Origin of the sequence: Rhizobium sp. BK619 (assembly GCF_014195245.1) — a bacterium.
In the GTDB taxonomy this organism is placed as follows: Bacteria; Pseudomonadota; Alphaproteobacteria; order Rhizobiales; family Rhizobiaceae; genus Rhizobium; species Rhizobium acidisoli.
The window spans coordinates 1-15,972 of record NZ_JACIBH010000004.1 but is presented as its reverse complement, the minus strand read 5'-3'; the positions used below and the strand labels follow the sequence as shown (position 1 = coordinate 15,972).

General features: G+C 62.4%; 10 protein-coding genes and 2 pseudogenes. 3 read left to right on the top strand and 9 right to left on the bottom strand.

The features are described 5' to 3' along the window. Positions 1 to 15: 15 nt before the first annotated feature. Complete coding sequence (locus FHX14_RS08160; RefSeq protein WP_184376819.1) at positions 16 to 1,185, bottom strand: MFS transporter; 1,170 nt, start codon at positions 1,183 to 1,185, stop codon at positions 16 to 18. A 167-nt stretch (positions 1,186 to 1,352) separates the two neighbouring features. Between FHX14_RS08160 and FHX14_RS08155 the strand changes: the two genes are divergently transcribed. Beyond that, positions 1,353 to 2,264, top strand: a complete 912-nt coding sequence (locus FHX14_RS08155; protein WP_184376818.1) for an agmatinase — start codon at positions 1,353 to 1,355, stop codon at positions 2,262 to 2,264. Positions 2,265 to 2,342: 78 nt separating this feature from the next. Beyond that, positions 2,343 to 3,840, top strand: a pseudogene (locus FHX14_RS08150) (winged helix-turn-helix domain-containing protein). On the opposite strand, the gene FHX14_RS08145 reads toward FHX14_RS08150, so the two are convergent. The 4 genes and pseudogenes from FHX14_RS08145 to FHX14_RS08130 all read right to left on the bottom strand — a co-directional run bounded on the left by FHX14_RS08145 (position 3,813) and on the right by FHX14_RS08130 (position 7,588). After that, the gene (locus FHX14_RS08145) at positions 3,813 to 5,042 is read right to left on the bottom strand and encodes an MFS transporter (protein ID WP_184376817.1); all 1,230 of its coding nucleotides are present in this window, start codon (positions 5,040 to 5,042) and stop codon (positions 3,813 to 3,815) included. The pseudogene FHX14_RS08150 and the gene FHX14_RS08145 sit on opposite strands and share 28 nt — an antisense overlap. After that, entirely contained in the window at positions 5,039 to 6,142 is a 1,104-nt protein-coding gene (locus FHX14_RS08140; RefSeq protein ID WP_003586433.1) for an FAD-dependent oxidoreductase, read from the bottom strand. Before FHX14_RS08140 ends, FHX14_RS08145 begins: the two co-directional genes overlap by 4 nt. Beyond that, on the bottom strand, positions 6,139 to 6,843 hold the full coding sequence (locus FHX14_RS08135) for a cupin domain-containing protein (RefSeq protein WP_184376816.1): 705 nt from the start codon (positions 6,841 to 6,843) through the stop codon (positions 6,139 to 6,141). The genes FHX14_RS08140 and FHX14_RS08135 overlap by 4 nt, the downstream gene beginning before the upstream one ends. A gap of 2 nt (positions 6,844 to 6,845) precedes the next feature. Continuing rightward, positions 6,846 to 7,588 (bottom strand): annotated as a pseudogene (locus tag FHX14_RS08130) (SDR family oxidoreductase). Between the two features lie 103 nt (positions 7,589 to 7,691). Here FHX14_RS08130 and FHX14_RS08125 point away from each other — a divergent pair. Next, positions 7,692 to 8,597 carry a LysR substrate-binding domain-containing protein gene (locus FHX14_RS08125; RefSeq protein ID WP_184376815.1) on the top strand — a complete coding sequence of 302 codons (906 nt, stop codon included), beginning with the start codon at positions 7,692 to 7,694 and terminating at the stop codon, positions 8,595 to 8,597. A 37-nt stretch (positions 8,598 to 8,634) separates the two neighbouring features. Here the strand turns inward: FHX14_RS08125 and FHX14_RS08120 are convergent, their stop codons facing one another. From FHX14_RS08120 to FHX14_RS08105, 4 genes are all read right to left on the bottom strand, one after another. Beyond that, the gene (locus tag FHX14_RS08120) at positions 8,635 to 9,315 is read right to left on the bottom strand and encodes a peroxiredoxin-like family protein (protein WP_003586427.1); all 681 of its coding nucleotides are present in this window, start codon (positions 9,313 to 9,315) and stop codon (positions 8,635 to 8,637) included. Positions 9,316 to 9,388: 73 nt separating this feature from the next. Further along, positions 9,389 to 12,634, bottom strand: a complete 3,246-nt coding sequence (locus FHX14_RS08115; RefSeq protein ID WP_184376814.1) for an adenylate/guanylate cyclase domain-containing protein — start codon at positions 12,632 to 12,634, stop codon at positions 9,389 to 9,391. A 110-nt stretch (positions 12,635 to 12,744) separates the two neighbouring features. Continuing rightward, a complete protein-coding gene (locus tag FHX14_RS08110) occupies positions 12,745 to 12,957 on the bottom strand; it encodes a hypothetical protein (RefSeq protein WP_184376813.1) in 213 nt (70 codons plus the stop codon). A 4-nt stretch (positions 12,958 to 12,961) separates the two neighbouring features. Next, complete coding sequence (locus FHX14_RS08105) at positions 12,962 to 15,220, bottom strand: EAL domain-containing protein (RefSeq protein WP_184377017.1); 2,259 nt, start codon at positions 15,218 to 15,220, stop codon at positions 12,962 to 12,964. Positions 15,221 to 15,972: the final 752 nt, after the last annotated feature.

Genomic DNA, 15,972 nt, shown 5'->3' with positions numbered 1-15,972 from the left:
TCGTCGTGCCATCGCTCAGCCGCGGCGCCGTCTCCCAGCCATCAGAAACACCGCCAGGACACAGCTGAGCAGGCCAAGCGACATCGGCAGCCCTTGGTGTCCGATCAGCTGCATCGCCAATCCCGCCGCGGGCGAGCCCGCCATGCCGCCGATGCCCCACGCCAAGGCGAAGGCCGCGTTGCCGGCGATCAGGGCCTGGCCGGTGAAACGCTCGCCGAGCTGGATCAGCGACATGGTGTAGATCCCGAACGACACCCCGCCCCAGGCGAAAACCAGCGGCCAGATCAGCCATGCGTTGAAGACCAGCGGCAGCAGCAGGCAGCCGGCAACGCAAGCCAGGACGCAAAATGACATGGTCCCTGTCGAGCCCAGCCGTTCGGCCAAGCGGCCGAGCAGGATCTGCATCACGGCATTGCCGGCGATGAAACAGGTGATGAGCGAAGCGATCCGTTCCTCGGCACTGCCGAGGGCCGCACCATAGACCGCGAATAGGGAAAGCAGGATCTGCTCGAAGGCGGCAGCCGTGAAAACGGCAAACAACAGCAGCGGCGCCAGTGCGAAGAAGCTGCCGAGCGATGTTGCCTCGCCGTGGCGAGGCATCTTTGGCACGCCTGGTGCGACGGCAACCACAATGAAGCCGCAGGTGATGAAGGCCGCGACACCGATCATGAAGGGCGGCCAGCCCTCCGTGCCGGTAAGGCCGAGCGACAGCGGACCGATGGCGAAGCCAGCCGAAACGATCGACGAATATAGGCCCATGATGCGGCCGCGCCGCGGCGCCGGCGTGATCGAGATCAGCCAGGTCTCGCTGATCACATAGAGCGGATTGGCGAAGACGCCGAGCAGAAAGCGCAGTGGCATCCAGGCCCAAACATTCTGCGTCCAGCCAATCGAAATCAGGGTGAGGGCGGCCAGGATCGAACATAGAATGGCCAGCCGCGCCCCGCCGAGGTGCAGCGAGAGTGCCGGAATGAAGGGCGCCGATACAATGAAACCCAACGGCGTCATCGCCGCCGACAGGCCGATCAGGACGGATGTCGTTCCCTGCCGCTCCAGGATGAAGCTCAGCAGCGGATAGGTCAGCCCCTGCGCCACGGCGAATACCGTAACGGTCGCGATGATCCCCGCCATCGCCGCCCATAGGATACGGGCCTCCCTCGGTGATAGGATGTTTTCGGCGCTCATGCAGATGTCCTCGTCAGACCTCAATGTTCTTAGAACCTTGGAACCCGGGCTCGGGAGGATGAATTCTGCGGGATATGGCGAGCGGCGTAATTAAGCTCTCCCAAAAAGTTCTCAAAAATTTCCAAAGGCGCTAAACAGGTCAGGATCGAACGCAGGACCATCAGGAAATGACCGCCTCGCCCTCCTTTCTCGGCTTTCCCAATCGCCTCGCCGATGAGCGTTTGCCCCGCGCGGTGATTTTCGCGGCCGCCCACGGCACCACCTATCCCGGCAAGGACGGCAGCGGCTATGCCTTGGCCGCCGGCGCCATCCGTGCGGCAAGCCAGGACGATGCCGGGCTCGTCGAGCACTGGGATTTCGATCTCGGCGGTCCGTTGTTCGACGGCCAGCCGATCTCATGCATCGACGCCGGCGATGTCGAGACCGCCATGCACGACAATATCGGCAACCGAACTCGGATCGAGGTGAAGACGCGTGAGGTATTGGCACTGCCGGCCATACCGATCCTGCTCGGCGGCGACTGTTCCGTGACCATTCCTTTCCTTGCCGGCTTTGCGGCGCAAGGGCCGGTCTGGGTCCTGCAGATCGACGCCCATATCGATTGGCGCGACGAGGTGCATGGCGAACATCACGGCTATTCAAGTCCGATGCGCCGGGCGAGCGAGATGCCGCATGTCGCCGGCATGGTGCAAGTCGGCCTGCGCAGCGTCGGCAGCGCGCGCACCGCCGACATCGAAGCGGCGCAACGCTATGGCAGCTATTTTGTCACCGCTCGCGAGGTTCATAGCCAGGGCGTCGGCGCCGCCCTCCAGCATATCCCGGAAGGAGCGCAGGTCGTCGTCACCCTTGATTGCGACAGCATCGATCCAGGCATCATGCCCGGTGTGGCGGCGCGGACCCCTGGCGGCCTCACCTACACTGAAGTGATCGACCTGATCGCCGGCCTCGGCAGGCGGACGAGGATTGCGGGATTCGACCTCGTCGAGTTCTATCCTCCCGCCGACATTGACGGCCTGTCGGCGCTCACCGCCTCGCGGCTTCTCGTCAATGCGATCGGCGCCATCGTCCGCCAGGCTTGATCCTGCTTCTCGCAGCGCCGTGCATGGTGTCACGGACGAACAGTTTCATCCAAGCTTTAAAGACTCTAGGATGCGCCTATGCAGGGATCGCGTTTTGCCTTTGGTCCGTTCGTGCTTGATCCGGCGGCGGGAACGCTCCTTCGGAATGAGGATCCCGTGGCCGTCGGCGACCGCGGGGTGAAGCTGCTTGCGGCGCTCGTCGGGCGGCCGGGCGAAATTCTCGGCAAAGCCGAGTTGATGGATGCGGCCTGGCCGGGCAGGGCGGTGGAGGAGGGCAACCTCACCGTCCAGATCGCGCAGCTGCGAAAGCTGCTTGGCCCGGCTGCTGACGGCGGCGAGTGGATTGCCACGGTTCCGCGCGTCGGCTACCGCTTCACCGGAGCCTTAAATCTGCTCGGCGGCGTCAAACGAAAGGCTTTGCCGCTGCCCGACAGGCCATCCATTGCTGTGCTGCCCTTCGTCAATATCAGTAACGATCCCAAGCAGGAATTCTTCGCCGATGGGCTGACCGAAGACCTGATTACCGACCTTTCCAGGATGCCGGGCCTGTTCGTTATCGCCCGCAACTCGACTTTTTCCTACAAGGGAAAGGCGGTTGACATGCGAGAGATCGCTGGGGAACTCGGCGTGCGCTACCTGCTCGAAGGCAGTGCCCGACGCGCCGCAGGACGGGTCCGCATCAATGCCAAGCTGATCGACGCCGTCAGCGGCGATCACCTGTGGGCCGAACGCTTCGATCGCAGCCTCGACGATATCTTTGCCGTTCAGGACGAGGTGGCGGAGAAGATCGTCGAGGCGCTGCTCGGGCGGCTGCGCTCCCCACCGCCGCGCAATCGGCCAAGCAGCCTCGAGGCTTACGACCTTTGTGTGCGGGCCCGCAGGCTGATGGATGTTTCCCCGCAGGCGGCTGAGGAGGCGCATCTGATGCTGACGCGAGCCGTCTCCCTCGACCCCGATTATGCCGAGGCCTATCGCTGGCTCGCCATGAACCACTGGATGGGACGGATCCATAGCGGCGGGCCGACGGAATTCAACCGCAACCTCGCTTTAGAACTGGCACGCAGGGCCGTCACGCTCGATCCCAACGATGCCGGCTGCCGTTGGGTCCTGGCTTACCTGTTTGCCTATGAGCGCGACTTCGCCGAAGCGGATGCGGCATTCGCCAAGGCGATCGAGCTCGACCCGAATGAGGCCGATACTTTTGCGGCGCTATCGGACATCACCGTCCTTGCCGGTCGGGTCGGCGAGGGGCTCGAGCATATTCGCAAAGCGTTCCGGCTGAACCCGTTTCCGGCAAGCTGGTACTATCTGACGCTCGGCCAGGCGCAATATGCGGCCGGGCAATATGCGGCTGCCGTCGAGACGCTGCGCCGCGACGAGACCTATCGCACAAGCTCACGCCGTTTCCTGGCGGCAAGCCTTGCCCAGCTCGGCCGGCTCGACGAGGCACGCGCTCTTCCTCGTCGCCAACCCGCATTTCTCCATTGGCCACTGGGCGGCGACCGAGCCATTCCGCGACGCTCGCACGCTCGAGCATTTCGTCGATGGCTACCGCAAGGCCGGACTTCCCGAGTGATCGCCGGGCCGCGCCGCCCGCCAGACCAAGGGAACCAGCACCAGGGCGACTGCCGGAAGCACGATCCAGTTGATCGTTTCCCAGCCGGAGCTGTGGAGAAGCGACCCGGCGGAGAAGGACGCGCAGGCGACCGTACCGAAGACCACGAAGTCGTTTGCCCCCTGTATCTTGCTGCGTTCGGCCGGCGTATGGCAGTCGGCCACCATGGCGGTTGCTCCGATGAAGCCGAAGTTCCAACCGATCCCGAGCAGAACCAGCGAGAGCCAGAAATGGGAGATGTCGAAGCCGGAGAGCGCGACGGCCGCCGAGCTGCCGATGAGGAGCAGGCCGACGGCCGCGACCCGTTCCTTGCCGAAGCGCACCATCAGGCGGCCGGTGACGAAGCTCGGCGCATACATGGCGAGAATATGCCATTGGATGCCCAATGCCGCCTGGTCGATCGAGTGACCATGCCCGACCATGGCGATCGGCGATGCGGTCATCACGAAGGTCATCAGCCCGTAGGACACGACACCGGTTGCGATGGCGAGCAGATAGCGCGGCGATGTCAAGATCTGGGCAAGGGGCCGCTCCAGCGCGCTTTCCGACGCGTGAGCCGTCGGCGGCGTCGATGTGCGCAGCATGAGCAGCACCGGAAACGCCAGGGCGGCGAGAACGGCCTGGCTGAGGAAGCTCCCGGCGAAGGGTGTCCCCGGCAAAGCGTCGCGCGTCCAGATGACGAGCTGCGGGCCAATGATCGCGGCGATCAGGCCGCCGACCATGACGCGGGCGATCGCTTTATGGCTCTGCGCTGCAGTGGTGTTGTCGGTCGCGGCGAAGCGGTAGCTCTGCACATAGGAGGAATAGAAGCCTGCGAGGCAGGTGCCGAGACAGAAGACCAGGAAGCTGGAGAGCACGATCCCGAGCGCCGCGATCAGGCCCGAAACCATGCCGATCACCGAGCCCAGCAGATATCCGGGCTTGCGTCCGAACCGACGCATCACCCAGGCGGCAGGCAGAGTCCCGAGTGCCAGCCCAAGGCTGAGCAGGCTGACGGGAAGCGTGACGAGATCCGGATCGGTCGACAGATGCTGCCCGACCAGGCCGCCGAGCGAGACGATGATTGGAGCATTGGCGCCCCCGAAGGCCTGCGCAACGGTGAGCACCCAGGAGTTGCGCTTTGCGGCTACCGGGTCGGCCGAGGCCTGATGCATGACGTTCATCGGGAATCCATCTTCGAAAGAATGTCGGCGACTGCACGACCGGCAGCGACGACTGCGCCGGCGAGATAACCAGGTTCGGAAGGACTTGTCTCGCTGCCGGCCAGGATGAGGCGGTCCTTCCACAGGCCAGACACCCATTGCGAGTTTCCCGGCAGCGGATGCGCACCGCCGACACGATCGGCGGCGGTGGCAGTCAGCGGATCGGCTGCCCAGTCCTTCAACAGAACCGCCCGAGGCTTAAGAGCCGCGGAGCCGAACAATTTGGCGAGCTGTGCCAGGCAGGCTTGTTTCAACATCTCCTCGCCGAGTGCGACGCGCTGATCGGCGCCGACACCCAGGAAGCCGAAAAGGGCGGCGTTGCCCGAGGCCGTCGTCGCGTCATGGATTTCCACCAGCGGTCCGACCATGCTCTGCGCGGTGCCCGACAACCCGGCTGTTCGCCAGAATGCTTCGTCGTAGACGGCAAAGAACTTCGCGTGCGGCGCCATCCATGTGGCAGTGTCGCGCCAGCGGGCAGCGGTTGCCGGATCCTGTTCCGGGCTGAAGCTTACCGTCGCTTCCAGCAGCCGCGGCGGGAGGGCGGCGACAACCTGCTCCGCATGGAGGGTGTCGCGGCTTCCCTGGCCTCTTTCGACGGTGAGTTGAACCCCGGTGCCGGACAGCGACATCGCCGTCACCGTCGCATTGCGAAGGATCCGGTCGGCGGGAATGTCGCGCGCCAATGCGCGCACCGCCGACGCTGTGCCGCCGGAAAGCCGCATCGACTGCTGCTCCATCATTGTGGGCTGGTAGCGCTGCGGCGTCTCCCGGGACATCCTTTCGATGATCACGTCGCCCTCGCTGTTCTGCGCGAAGGAATGCAGGCCGAGTTCGCCGATCATCGTCTCCATCGCCGGCTGCATCTGCGGCCAGTACCAGGACGGGCCGAGGTCGAAGCCGTCTTCCGCCGGCATGCCGGTTTCATCGGCCGTCAGAATGCGGCCGCCCAGCCGATCCCGCGCTTCGAGAACGATCACATCGATACCCGAAGCATGGAGCGCGCGGGCCGCATAAAGGCCGGCGAGGCCGGCACCAACGACGGCTACTCTGCATGCCTTCATCTCGCGTGCCCTTTATAGTCGACCTGGTCGAAGCTACAGACGTCGTTGTGAAGCAGAGGGGCCGACTTGTACCAGACCTTTGCGCCGTGATCTCCGACCCGCGCGCGGAATATTTGCCCCCGGGGAAGGCGCAGCCAGCTCCAGCGTTCAAGTGTGTCGCCGGCCTCAGTCAGGGAGCCGTCGATCACCAGCAGCTCAAGTCCTTGGGGATTGGCGAGCTCGATGTCGGCGTGTGCCTGCCAGTCCTCGAGCCTCACACGCTCGTCTGCTCCATCGAAGAGGGTTGTCGACGACGTTACCGCACCGCCAAGCTCGCCGCTTCGACCTTGACCGGGCAGGCGGACGATCCGTTCCCGGTCGCCTTGCTTGAACTGCCAGAGCTTGACGAAGATCACGCACCCGTTCTCGCTTCCCGGCGCATGTCCGGTTCCGGGAGGATTTCGAACGTAGCTGCCGGTGGGGAAATCGCCGCTCTCGTCCTGAAAGATGCCGTCCAGAACGAGAAACTCTTCGCCGCCTGGATGTTCGTGATGCGGGAACCGGCTGCCGGCCGCATAACGCACGATCGAGGTGGCGCGGGCCTTTTCGCCGCCGATGCGGAACAGCATCCGCCGATCCACGCCTTTCGTGGGGCTCGGCATCCATTCGAGCCGGCCGGCATGCACGAGGGCGCGCTCAGAGAGGTTGTCGTTGAGCAACATGGTCAAAGCTCCGATCTGCCGCCGTCGACGACAATCTCCGCACCGAGCATATAGCTCGACGCGTCGCTGGCAAGGAAGCAGACGGCGGCTGCGATCTCCTCCGGCCTGCCCATGCGCCCGATCGGCACCTGTGCGCCGACCCGCTCCGCATAGGCGCGAAACTCTTCCTCGGTCTGGTTCTTTCGCGGTGAATAGGTGTCTCGATCGAGCCGGGGCTGACGGCATTCACCCGGATCTTGCGGTCGATCAGTTCGGCCGACATCGTCCGCGCGAAGGAGCGAACGGCCGCCTTGGAAGCGGAAAGGACCGCCCGTCCCGGCGTGCCGACCTGGTTCAGCCAGGAGGTATTGAGAATGATCGAGCCGCCCTCGCGCATCAGCGGCAGGACAGCCTGCACCGTGAAGAAGACACCTTTCACATTCGCATCCATGATCGTGTCGTAGGTTTCTTCCTCCGTGGTTGCGAGCGGCGTACCGAGCGCCACACCGGCATTTGCGAAGAGAATGTCCAGCGACCCGAACGCATGCTGAAGCTCTTCGCGCATGCGATTCAGATCATCAAGCGAGGACATGTCGGCACGGATCGCAACGATACCACCGCCCAAATCATCCACGGCGTTGTCGAGCTTCTCCTGCGATCGGCCGGCAATGGCCACCCGCGCACCGCCATCGTGCAATTGCCTCGCGGCCGCGAGACCGATCCCGCTCGAGCCGCCGGTGATCAACGCTGTCTTTCCCTGAAACATCTTCACAAACCTCTTTGTCTTGCCTCCAGGGTAGCGCTTGAGATTGCATTGGCGAGGAAAAGCGGGCATACCGCAAAGAAAGAAAATCTTTGTTGTGAGCGGGATGAGAGACCTGAACAGATTGAAGTCCCTGCAGGCGCTGGAGGCTTCCGCGAGACATGGCAGCTTTGTCGGAGCGGCAGCCGAGCTGGATGTCACGCCTCCGGCCGTCGGACAGCTCGTCCGGTCGCTGGAGGATTGGGTCGGCTATCCACTGTTCAGAAGAAGTCGTTCAGGTGCCGAAAGGCTGACCCCCGTCGACGAGGCCCAGGATGCACTCAATGATATCGCGGAAGGGCTCGATCGTCTCGAAACCGGGCTGCGGAAACTTCGCGGCAGGAAAGCCCGGTCGGTCGTGGTGGTCACGGCGTCCCAGGCGCTGGTTGCCAACTGGCTGCTGGCAAGATTGGACGACTTCTCGACGAACTACCCGACGATCGATGTCCGGCTTGATGTCTCCGACAGGGTCATCGATCTGGCCCAGGGCGAGGCTGATATCGGCATACGCTGCGGTCTTGGCGCCTGGAAGGGTGTGAAATCGACTTTCCTCATGAGCGAGGAGATTATCGCGGTTTGCCACAATCGGCTGCTCCGGGTGGATCGGGAGGTGACCGCCGGCTGGATCGTCGAACAGACGCTGATCCATGACGGCACGCCGCATCCGGGCGGCGACTTTCCGACGTGGGCGGAATGGCTGGCCAAATCCGGCGCAAACCAGGTTCCCGCAGAACGCGGGCTGAAGATCAATTCCACGGCGGCAGTGATCCAGGCTGCCGTCGCGGCGAGGGGCGTCGCCCTCGTGCGCAAGGCGCTCGTGGCACAGGAACTCGACAGCGGCAGGCTGGTCCATCTGTTGCCGGATGTCCGCTGGCCTGTGAAGTGGGCGTATTACATCGTCGCAGCGCCAAAGGCGTTGCGTCGATACGAGGTTGCAGCCTTTCACGACTGGCTGGCCTCGCGCCCGAGATAGACGCCGAGGAGTAATCCCGAACGAAAGACTACTCGCTTCAAACAGCCATATTCGACGCTGCCGACATCACTTCCCGAGGGGCCGGACCACCGAACATATGACGGCCACCGTCCTCGACTTCAGTGAAACACCAGCGTACGACGCCATCTCGGTCGAGCAGGAATTCGCCGACGAGCTGACCGTGGCCGGTCGCAATCATCTGCGTGTCATCCTCGGTGAATTCGTAGCCATCGGCCTTGTCGAGATAGTCCACCGCCGCCATCACGTCCATCGGCTCCGGGAGCTCGCCCGGCATGTCGATACGCATCGAGGTCACCGTGCTCATGCTGAGCTTATGCGGCCAGTCATTCTCGTCTTCGGTGAACTGGACATTCGGCAGGCCGAACGCCCTGTGCGACATCCGTTCCGGGTCGGAGGCGGCCAGCAAGTTGGGAAGCGGGTGGTAGCGGAAATAGAGGCGGGCACGCTCGATCGGGGTATTCACGACAGTCAGGCTGTCGATGCCCTTTTCCTGCAATGCACCGGTGAGTTCGGCCATGGCGGCGATCTGCCGGCGGCAGAAGGGGCAATGCAGCCCGCGAAACAGCCCGACAAGCACCGGTTTCTGACCGCGAAAATCATCGATGGCGATCTTGCCCTGGCGGGTAATCGCATCCAGCACCACGTTCGGCGCGCGATCTCCAGGCTGTAATGGTCTTTCCGAGTGGTTCTCCTGCATGATTAATTCCTCCCTTTATCTATTTGACTTGATTGGACTAACCGCTCTCCGAAAAGTCGCACCAGGAGGAAGGTCAGTCGAGAAACGGCAAAACGACGAGTGTGCCTGGATCGAGGTTGTGGCGGATGCACACATCCTGCGCCAGCGTGAAGTACCGTTCCGCCTCGTCCATATCGTCATGTTCGAGGCTCAGTGTCGCCAAGCCATCATAGCACGGAAAGAGCAGCTGCGGCTCGTCAATTTCCTTCGCAACCTCAAGGGCTTCCTCGTAATACTTACGAGCTAGCTTCGGCTGCCCGTGGCATTGATGAATCTGCCCTAGGACGATCAGCGGCACGGAGAGATGGTCGCGCTGATCGAGCGCCCGGTCGATTTCGACGGCCTTCTCCGCCGCCGGCACACCCTCGGCCGCGCAGCGATCGGTAAAGGTGCAGCAGGAAACCGCGAGATTGGCGAGAAGCCGCGCTTGGAAGCCGAGATCGCCGATACGGGTGGCGACCTCCAGTCCGCGCCGGCAGATCCTGATGGCGTTGGCCGGATCGACGATGGTGTAGAGAACGCCGAGATTGGAATAGGCGCGGCACGCCGCACTTTGCAGATCGGCCTTTTCAGCGACCGACAGGCTGCGCTCGACTTCCTGCACCGCATCGCGGCGGCGCCCGAGCCGCGCCAGCGCCGCACCCTTGGTGTTCAATGCCTCCGCCATCGCCCGCGCTGCCTCCCGTCCGGCCTCGGTCGTTCCGTCGACCGGCAGCGTTTGCAGGCGTTGCAGCGCCTGCGTCGCCCATTCGGCGGCAGCGGCCTGATCGCCCATGCGGAAGGCCAGATGGCCGCGCTCCTGCAGCAGGTGCGCATGTTCGACCGGCGCATCGATCGTCGCGATCAACGCTTCGGCCGCGGCGCAATGGGTCTCCGCCTGGTCGCGGCGCCCCGCGTCGAGATGCAGACGGCCGGTCTTTCGCAGGATCCGTGCTGCGGCGATCCGATCGTCCTTGGTGCGGTGGATCGCAAGCGCCCGCTGATAATGGGTCAAGGCAGCATCGCGCCGGCCGGCGGGGCCGCAGAGATCGCCAAGACGCTCCATCAGTGCCAATTGTTCCGGCGACACCTCCGGCTCGTTGGCGAAGGCGGCAAGGGCCTGATGGTAGAGCCGCATGGCATCGTCATTGGCGTAGGTCTTGCGGGCCAGATCGCCCGCCGCCATCAGGTAGCCGGCGCCCTTGGCCTTCTCAGTGGTCAGGCTGAAGTGATGGCCGAGCTGCGTCAGATGCTCGGCCCGGTCGGGCGCCTCGCCATATTGGCGCTCCAGAACCCGGCCGATCCTGCCATGCAGCTCCATGCGTCGCTGCAGCAGCAGATTATGGTAGATGACGTCATGCATCAGCGTCTGGCTGAAGCGATAGCCCGGTGACCCGGCCACATCCGGGTCGCGCAGTTCCTCGATGATATTGGCATCGCAGAGATAATCCAGCGCCGCGTCGACGCCGGCCGGGTCGGATGCGACGGTGCGGAGCAGGGCGGTATCGAACTTTGGGCCGACGACCGCAGCCTCCTGCGCCAAGCGTCTCATCTCTTGCGGCAGGCGATCGACGCGGGCAAGCAGCAGCGCCTGCAGATTGACCGGGATATCGACATCGGTGTCGTCGGCTGCGACATGCCAGCGATGACCGTCATGGTGCAGCGTGCCCATGTCGATCAGTCCACGCAGGATTTCTTCGATGAAAAGCGGATTGCCGCCGGCCCGATCCAGGATGCGCTTGCGCATGGCAACCGGCAGCTTGTTATGGCTCTCGCCAAAAAAGGCAGCAAGCAGCTTCTGCCCATCGGCCGCAAAGAGCGGGTCGAGACGTTGCACGGTGACATTGACGCGATCGGAGTTCAGTGGGTCGGTCTGCGATGTCGGCCGGTAGATCGCCAGCAGCATCAACCGGCTGCGCTCCAGCCGATCCATCATGAAGCGGAGCACTTCCAGCGAGGCAACGTCCGCCCAATGCAGATCCTCGATGACGAGCAGCAGAGGGCCTTGGGCAAGCCGCCGCTCGAAGACTGTGCGCACCGCATAGAAGATTTGTCGCCGCAGCTGTTCCGGCTCGATGTGCCGTAATGCCCCGTCGGGATCGCCGAGGCCGAGGACATGCAGAAAGAGCGGCAAAAGCCCCTCAACATCCTCTTGGGTGAGATCGAGAGCGCGGAATCCGGTTGTCAGCAGCTGCCGTGTTTTGGCGAGATCATCCCGCTCGCCGATGCCGTAAGCGCTGCGCACGACCGCGGCGAGCGTGCCATAGGATTGTTCGCCGAGGGGAGAGCAGGTGGCTTTGCGGATGGCAAGGCCGGGGAAACGGTCCGCATCGCCGGCGGTGCCGACGAATTCGTTGACCAGCCGGGATTTGCCGATACCGGCTTCGCCGATCAGGCGGACGAGTTGCGCCGCGCCGCCGCAGGCGAGATCGAGGCAGGTCAGCAGCCGCGACAACTCGCCATCGCGTCCGATCATCGGCGCCTGAAGGCCGAAACTTTCGAGCCCGCGCGCCGTATGCGGCGCTTCCAGCAGTCCTGCCAGCCGATGGACGAGGACGTTTCCGCTTTTGCCGCGCAGCGTCTGCGCGCCGAGACTGTCGAAGGCAAAGGCATGGCGGGTGAGGCGATAGGTCAGCGGCCCAACAAGGATATCGTTTTCGCCGGCCATCGACTGCAGCCGCTGGGCGGTGTTCACCGTGTCGCCGGTCACCGAATAGGATTTGGTGCTGACCGCGCCGAAGCCGCCGGTGACGACGGGCCCGCTATTGATGCCGATATGCAGACGCAGCGGTACGCCGGCGCGTGAGCGCCAGCGGTCGCCGACGTCAGTCGCCCGACGGATCATGTCGAGTGCGGCACCGAGCGCCCGGACCGGGTCGTCTTCATGGGCAACCGGCGCGCCGAACAGCGCCAGCAGCGCATCGCCGACGAACTTGTCGACGAAGCCGCCATAAGCCTCGACCGCCTGGGTCATCTCTTCGAACAATTCGTTCTGCAGCACCCGCATGACTTCAGGGTCGATCTGCTCGCTCAGCGTAGTGAAGCCGCAGAGATCAGCAAAGAGCACCGTGACCGGCCGCCGGTCGGCATCGCTGTCTGATTTATGCGGCACCACCTCGATGCTTGGCTTCGGCGCAGGCGGGACTTGGCCTGAGATCGCCGCGCCGCATCTCGGGCAGAAGGCAAAATCCGGCTGACAGGCGCAGCCGCAGGCGGCACAAGAGAGGGGCTGCCTGGCGCCGCATCGCGGGCAGAAGGCAAAACCACTCTGAATATCGAAACCGCAGCCGGCGCACTCCATCGCACGCGTCCCACGAAAGGCCAGATATGCGACGGCTATCCCGGCCGCAACCGACGCCTCAAAACAGAAGACAAGCATGAACCTCCTGCGTGAGGCCCGCAAGCAGGATTTCAGTTGGCGTGAAGGATCATCAGGCCGATGGCGCTCATAAACGCCAGCGCCAGCATCGACAGCAGCCCGCGCCCGCCGGAGGCAAAGTCTGTCCGCATGTTCACCGACAGGCCAAGGGCAGCCATCGAGACGAGGGTGAGCACGGACGAGGATTCCCTCGCCACCGTTGCGGCTTGCGGCGGGATGAGATCGAAGCTTCGCAAGCCCATCATCGCATCAGCCTGCCTGCGTCAGTCCTTTGTCCTTCGTGCGGCAAAATTCGATCAACTGCTCCGACGTCATTGGCCGCGCCAGAGCGTAGCCTTGCAGCAAATGGCAACCGAGATCTTTCAGGATCTTCGCGTGCTCCATTGTCTCCACGCCCTCGGCGACAATGTCGATATTCTGTGACCGGCCGATTTCGATAATCGAGGAAACCAGGCGGCGTTGTGATGGCGAGGCTATGATCGGCTTGATAATTTCGCGGTCGATCTTAAGTCGTCGCGGCTCAAATCGAAGCAGACTGATGATGCTGGCATGTTCCGTGCCGAAATCGTCGATCTCGATTTCAATGCCGAGCGCTTTGATTGCCGGAATGACCTCGTTGAGGGCAGGCTGAAGCTCGTCGAAGGAAATTGTCTCGAGCAGCTCGAAACAGAGGCGACCCCTCGTTGCGGGAAGCCCGGACAGTTCGGCGAGCAGATTTGCCTGCGCCAGTCGGCGCGCCGATATATTGACGGAGACACGCGGGATCTGCATTCCCAGGCTGTCCCATCTCGTCAGCTCGAACAGGGCCTTGTGCAGGATCAGCCTATCCATGTCGCCGCTACGCCCCAGCCTTTCCGCTGCGTCGAGAAAATTGTTCGGGCCGAGCAGACCTTTTCGCGGGTGATCCCAGCGGGCGAGGGCCTCGACGCCTGATATAGCCAACGTATCTGCATGGAATTGCGGCTGGAAGAATGCAACGAGCTCATCGCGGTCGAGCGCCTGATTGAACTCATCTGCCAATTCTTTTGAATGGATTGCGGCGCTGCGAAGCTCTTCGGTGAAAATGGCCGCGCGGCCGCGGCCCGCCTTCTTCGCTTCGTATAGAGCCAAATCGGCATTGAGAAGCAACTGACCGAGATCCCGCCCGGAGGCAGGTTCAGTCTCCCAGGCAACGCCGACGCTTGCTCCGACCACATACTCCGCCCCGTCGATAAGAATGGGTTGCTGGAGCGCGTCGACGATCTGTTTGGCCAATTCGGCTGCTTCAGGCTCGGGATTGGCGCTCCATCTGGCGAAGATGAACTCGTCCCCGCCGATCCGAGCCGCGACGTCGGTTGGGCCGGTCAAATCGGCGAGACGCGAAGCGGTTGTTTGCAGGACCATGTCACCGCCGGCATGCCCTTTGGTATCGTTGATCTCTTTAAATCGGTCGAGGTCGATATGAATGAGGATCAGACAGTCTTCGCCATCGGGTCTCCGTGGTTGCGAGATCATCTGGTCGACGAACCGTCGGTTCGCCAGCCCCGTCAGGGCGTCGTGCAACGACAAATATTCCAGCCGTTGCCGCGCTCGAACGAGCTTCTTCTTGTGAAGGCGAAGCTTCTCGATCGTTCTTTGGCGTGATTTGGTCAGGAAGCCGATCCAAATGATCGGCGCAACGACACAGAGGGCCAACAGGCTTGCATAAAACTCAAAAATGCCGATCCCGTTATTTTGGCCCCATCCGTTCTTGGGCACCGCACCGAAAGTCCATCGGCCATAAGCCATGTCAACCGATGTCACGACCGGCTGCTTCGAAAAAGTTTCCAGATTTCCGAGAAAAACCTGTTTCGGCGAATTTGGCTCCGGCACCGTGCTGATGGCAACCTCTAGTTCGGTCGATCCAAGGCCGCTATCGCCATAAAGCCTTGGAATGTCTACAATTCCGGAGAGCAGACCCCAAAAGATCTGGCTCTTTCCGTCATTCATATAAATCGGACACCTGACGACGAAAGCGGTTCCGCCTTGGACGAGTTCCACCGGCCCTGTCAGAACGATATTGTGGGTGTTGCGCGCCAGCATCGCCGCAGCCCGTTGCTTATCATTCTTTCGGTAGTCGAGCCCAATGGCCTTTTCGTTTCCTTTTTCCGGGTAAACCCATTTGACCACCATGTCGGGCGCCGCAGCGAAACTGCGCAATTGTGAATCGGGCTGCAGGATCTGCGCGGCAAGCTTGGAAAATCCGTCTTGGCCCATTGCCGGGTCGACTGCGATGCCAGCCGCCAGACCTTGCAGCAGCTTCACATTGCTATTGAGGTTCGTCTGAAGCCGAGATGATATTGTGGCAAGCTCGCCCGCCACAATCGAGCGTTCTTCGGCCAGCGATCGCTCCAGCCGCCAGTTCGTTGCGACCCAGACGACAATGACTGCAATAATCGCCGCAAATAGTGCCGGAGCAAATGCGGTTGCATGGCTGGCTGCGGAGGCGGCAAGGCCACGTACTATCTTTGGATTTCTTCGAAACTTCATCAGGTTGCCGGCGCGGATGGACACAGGTGCATCCTTGCACAGTTTCTTTAAGGCAACGCTAAACCGGCCAGCCTGCGAGAAAAGCCGATCCTGTATCGCGTCAAGATATTTCGAAATATCCAGGTCATTGTTTTTGTTGTGACATTTGTCTGCGACACTGCGCGATGACCTGGCACGATCTGACTGGCTGGTGCTGATTGCTTGGGCAGATCGGGGTGAGGGTGCCTCGTCGGCTTCAGCTTCCTAAGTTTCTATTCTCTTGATCTTGGTGGACGGTTATCCGCTTTACGTTTGAACGGGCCCGCACCGTGCTTCCAAATATCGAATTGCTTGCCGACATTGACGTCGCTGGTCGCTGAACGACCTGGTGAACGAATGATACCCGGCGGAACACGCAGAAATGATTGCGGAATCTTGGATGATGCAGCGAGAGCTTCGCGAAGAAATTCGTCGTCCCATGTGCTGGCTCGGATCGCTGCGCGACCATCGCGACGGGCTAAACATTCTACAGTTATGGCAGGCTTGCCTCCAGTTTTGTTCTCAGGGATTGCCAGCCAGCTGGCTTGTCATCTCATCTCCCACGTAATCGAAAACGCGGGGAGTGTGACATTCCAACTTTGCAGAAACAGGACATGCTAACTTTGCGGCTACAACAACTGTCAAAGCTGGTTAGAGGTGCGGCGCCGCCAGCCAGTTAGAAACGCGACACTGGCACTGGCGATCAGCCCCCGACCGAACCGGCTGGGCCGGGT

Coding starts and splice junctions, on each gene's coding strand:
- FHX14_RS08115 (WP_184376814.1), bottom strand. CDS start 12,634: ATGGAGTGCGCCGGCTGCGGTTTCGATATTCAGAGTGGTTTTGCCTTC.
- FHX14_RS08145 (WP_184376817.1), bottom strand. CDS start 5,042: ATGAACGTCATGCATCAGGCCTCGGCCGACCCGGTAGCCGCAAAGCGC.
- FHX14_RS08140 (WP_003586433.1), bottom strand. CDS start 6,142: ATGAAGGCATGCAGAGTAGCCGTCGTTGGTGCCGGCCTCGCCGGCCTT.
- FHX14_RS08110 (WP_184376813.1), bottom strand. CDS start 12,957: ATGATGGGCTTGCGAAGCTTCGATCTCATCCCGCCGCAAGCCGCAACG.
- FHX14_RS08125 (WP_184376815.1), top strand. CDS start 7,692: ATGAGAGACCTGAACAGATTGAAGTCCCTGCAGGCGCTGGAGGCTTCC.
- FHX14_RS08105 (WP_184377017.1), bottom strand. CDS start 15,220: ATGAAGTTTCGAAGAAATCCAAAGATAGTACGTGGCCTTGCCGCCTCC.
- FHX14_RS08155 (WP_184376818.1), top strand. CDS start 1,353: ATGACCGCCTCGCCCTCCTTTCTCGGCTTTCCCAATCGCCTCGCCGAT.
- FHX14_RS08135 (WP_184376816.1), bottom strand. CDS start 6,843: ATGTTGCTCAACGACAACCTCTCTGAGCGCGCCCTCGTGCATGCCGGC.
- FHX14_RS08120 (WP_003586427.1), bottom strand. CDS start 9,315: ATGCAGGAGAACCACTCGGAAAGACCATTACAGCCTGGAGATCGCGCG.
- FHX14_RS08160 (WP_184376819.1), bottom strand. CDS start 1,185: ATGAGCGCCGAAAACATCCTATCACCGAGGGAGGCCCGTATCCTATGG.